The organism is Rhodococcus sp. (in: high G+C Gram-positive bacteria), from assembly GCF_049591685.1.
In the GTDB taxonomy this organism is placed as follows: Bacteria; Actinomycetota; Actinomycetes; order Mycobacteriales; family Mycobacteriaceae; genus Rhodococcoides.
The window spans coordinates 1-3,537 of sequence record NZ_JBAWFH010000278.1; the positions used below are offsets into that span (position 1 = coordinate 1).

At 61.6% G+C, this 3,537-nt stretch carries 6 protein-coding genes; 1 reads left to right on the top strand and 5 read right to left on the bottom strand.

Going from position 1 to position 3,537, the window contains the following annotated elements; translation table 11 throughout:
• The 5 genes from WBQ44_RS11720 to WBQ44_RS11740 all read right to left on the bottom strand — a co-directional run.
• The coding region (locus tag WBQ44_RS11720) for a hypothetical protein (RefSeq protein WP_495566861.1) at window positions 1-968 on the bottom strand (968 nt) is incomplete at its 3' end.
• A complete protein-coding gene (locus tag WBQ44_RS11725) occupies window positions 965-1,492 on the bottom strand; it encodes a signal peptidase I (RefSeq protein WP_495566862.1) in 528 nt (175 codons plus the stop codon). The genes WBQ44_RS11725 and WBQ44_RS11720, both read right to left, overlap by 4 nt.
• Window positions 1,493-1,543: 51 nt before the next feature.
• Window positions 1,544-2,011, bottom strand: a complete 468-nt coding sequence (locus WBQ44_RS11730) for a hypothetical protein (RefSeq protein WP_495566863.1) — start codon at window positions 2,009-2,011, stop codon at window positions 1,544-1,546.
• A 171-nt stretch (window positions 2,012-2,182) separates the two neighbouring features.
• Window positions 2,183-2,839, bottom strand: coding sequence for a SipW-dependent-type signal peptide-containing protein (locus tag WBQ44_RS11735; RefSeq protein WP_495566864.1), 657 nt, complete (start codon window positions 2,837-2,839; stop codon window positions 2,183-2,185).
• 234 nt (window positions 2,840-3,073) lie between these two features.
• Window positions 3,074-3,415 (bottom strand): LGFP repeat-containing protein, encoded by a 342-nt coding sequence (locus WBQ44_RS11740; RefSeq protein WP_495566865.1) that lies wholly within the window; start codon window positions 3,413-3,415, stop codon window positions 3,074-3,076.
• Between WBQ44_RS11740 and WBQ44_RS11745 the strand changes: the two genes are divergently transcribed.
• The coding region (locus WBQ44_RS11745) for a hypothetical protein (protein ID WP_495566866.1) at window positions 3,329-3,537 on the top strand (209 nt) is incomplete at its 3' end. The genes WBQ44_RS11740 and WBQ44_RS11745 overlap by 87 nt on opposite strands.

Consider the following 3,537-nt stretch of genomic DNA (forward strand, 5'->3'; position numbering starts at 1 on the left):
GTTCGCAAAATTGCGGAGGCCGCGGATTCTTCGAAGGCCGTCAAGTCCGGGGCCGTACCGGGACCGCATTGGGCGTTGACGAGGTCAACCGAGAACGACAGACCGAGCACACCGAGGCCGAGCAAGCTCCATGTGCCGGTCAGCGTCAGGCTCGAGAATGCCGACGGGCTTCCCGGCTCCGACGCGGCGCTGGTCAGTCGGACATTTCTGTACCCCGTAAGTAACTGATCGCCGAGTGTTAGTGGTCCCGTTGTCGATCCGGGGTTGGGGATACGCACAGTATTAGGCCCCACTCGAACAGTGCCGTTGGGGTTGGCGCCAGAAATATTGCCGGCTCGAGCCGGTGTTCGCGAACTCGTTCCTGCTACCAGGTCGCAGCTCGCCGATGCCGAGATCGCTTGCGTCGAGCCGTTGATCGAGACGATGTCGGAGTTGATGAGACTGATCACGCCGAAAAGTCCGACGCTCGCAAGGGTGCCGGTCAGCCGCATCGACGACACAGTTGCCGTCGCGCTGGCTGTGGGCGTCCCCGATGTGCAGTAGGTCGGTGTCCCCTGTGCACCGGGGATGTACGAGCCACATGCACTGGCTCCCACGGCGCTATTTCCATTGCCGTCCATCCTCAACGAATTGACGCCGACCACCGCAGGTTGCGACTCGTAGGGCCCGGAACCGCCGGTCGTCGTCGTGCCCGGGGTCAAGGAGTTGTGTTCCCATGCGGAACCGTTCCAGGGCAGCGCGTTGGGACCTGTCGGCAACACGGATATGCCACCGGCGCCGTTCACTCTCGCCGCGACGGCCCTGCCGTAGCCACTGGTCGTCCAGGATCCGGAAGCCACTGCACCGGAAACATACTCAGAATCCGTCCACGCGGCGTCGGTTTCGGACACAAGGTGTTGCCCCGGAAGGACTGCGACCAGAGCGACAAGAGCAAGTGCCGCGACGGACAGTTTGCGACCGCTTTTCATTGGCTCGGCTCTCGTTCTCCCAGCTGCGTTCCCTTCTTCGACTCCCGTGGCCAGAAGACGGCGACGACCAGGGCCGCCATTGTCACGGTGATACCTCCGAGTACGAACGGGTTCGAAAAGTAGACGATGACTCGGGCCAATCCCGGCACCGACCAGAGAACCTTGCGAACGTCGGTCACCTGGTACAAACCGGGGTCCGCCTCGGCGTTCGCGTCACCCTTCAACTCGAGGACGGTGATACCGGATTCCGAAATCGTCTCGGTGGCAACGACTCTGTGCGTGACCGGTAACTTTTCAGCGCGATCGACAGTGACGACGTCGCCGACGACCACCGAGTCGGCTGGCACGGCGCGTACGACCGCCAGCGAACCAGTAGGAATGGACGGCGACATGGAGCCTGTTTTGAACATGATGAGTGTGATGTTGAAGAAGAACGCGCAAGCCACGAGAACTATGCAGACAACCCCCCCGATAGCCAGGACGTTCAGCACGATGTCGCCCAGGGCGCCCCACCGTGAACGCACCGGCCGAACTTTCGCATGCGCAGCATGTGTCATTGTGCCTATTCCAGTTTTCTAAGGGGTGGTTCCGACGAATGGCCAGTTGGCCACAAGCGACTTTTGCTGCAACGCCGCATTCGTCCAATTAACATTCGTGGGAGGCAGGCTGATCTCGAAGCACAGAGGCACAGCCGGACCGGCCTCGGCAGGTACCGCACCGGACGCCAACGGAAAGGCCGACGGCGAAGCGGTATTCAGCGGGACGGCGCCGGTGGCACCTACGACGAAAGTGGAGCTCCCGGTGAACGACGCCGAACTGCAGTCGACTGCACCGCGTACTACTCGGTACCGCAACTCGGTCGACAGGGTACCGACGCCCGTGCCCGTGAACGTCGCTTCCTTCAGCGTCACCGATGCGGCACCGGATCCCGCTTCTGTCCGCAGCTGCACGGGTGCGTAGACGACGGAACCCGGTGTCAGCCCGGTTGCGTTGGCCGTGAAAGTCAGGGGGTTGGGCCCACCGATGGTATGTGAAGCCCACACAGCTCCCCCATCGGTGCTCGACTCGATCCCGAACTGCTCGCCTGTTCCAAAAGACGCACTGCCCAATACCTGGTCGGTCCAGCTGGCAGCAACGAAGACCGCTCCGATTCCGAGAACGATCCCCCCTGCTGCCAGTGCCCTTCTCTGCCTCTGGCGTGTAGATGCCACCTGTTAAGGCGCGGGCTCGACAGAGACGCCCTCGAACTCCCACACGACACGGCCGGTGTTGAGGCCGGAAAGCGTGGTCGGGGAGCCGTCCGGGAGCGTGACCGCGAAACACAGCGGCACCGGGGTTGCGTCAGCGAGCAGTGTGATCGCGTTCGGTGCGCTCGACGTATCGAGCGAACCGGTTGCAATGACACTCCCAGTTGGCGTTCCGGCGGTGCACGCCGTCGACGTGCCACCCTGGGTCACGGTGTATTGCAGTGCTTCCTGCAATGCAGGATCACCCTGGGGCGCAGGTGGTGCAGCGGGCGACGGCACAGCCCCGTTCAGGGTGACCGCTGCGTTCAGCGCCTGTCCCGGCTGGAGCCGCAGCCTGATCGGCGCGTACACAGTGTCACCCGGGGTGAGATCGAACCGAGCCGCCGGGAAAGTGAAAGGCGACCCGGGCGTTACGGCCGCTTCCTCCCACGCATCCGTCCCCGTCGGAGAAAAGTCGCCTTGAATGTTCCAGGTGTCATCCCCAGTTCCGAAGTCCGACCACCCATAAACATTGTCCGTCCACGCGGCCAATGTGACGGCCGCTCCGATTCCGAGGACGAGCCCTCCGGCGAGCAGGGCCCGCGCTTTGCGCTTCCTATTGAATTTCTGGTTCTGATCGGTCATTCCCCGACTCTTTCTTTGGGGTGGAAGGAGGACGCCTTTGCGCCGACTGAACGAACAATCGAAGGGTAGACCGAGCGCGTTACTGCCCGCAAAAGTTATTCGCGAACTGTCGATCGCAAAAGCAATCCGAAACATTTTTTCCTGTAGCAAACAAATCGGTACGTTTCGTTCTTGCATTTAACGCAGTTCATGAAAGCGGCTACACCAGGGCAAAACAAACCAATCGTTTGGTAACTAAACCAAAGAAGTTTCGCCGTCCGGCGCCGAGGCGGCGGAGACGGACTCGGCATGCAGGCCGGTACGGTCGTCCTCGTCCGCCCGTGCGCCGCCGATCATGAAGGCTCCGATGTCGGGCAACCAGCCGACCGATCCATGTTCGAAGAGGTTGTACCGGCCGTATCCGGTCGGCGTTGGCTTCTCGTTGGTGATCGGGTATCCGAGGCAACCGTATGGCCCCCCGTGCGTCATATACCAAGTCAGTATCTCGCCGTGAACCTCATGCGCACCGCCGTCTGGAAGCGCGAAAACCATCGCGTTTCGGTACTCGACCATTCCCCCACCGTTCGGACCGAGCATGAATTCGCCGACCTGCTCTCCGATCCAATAATGTTCGTAAGCAAAACGATCGAATTGGTACCCAAAAACGTCGAGACCGCTGTAAGAAGTAGACATCGCCGCCCTTCCGTCGTGTCGCCTTG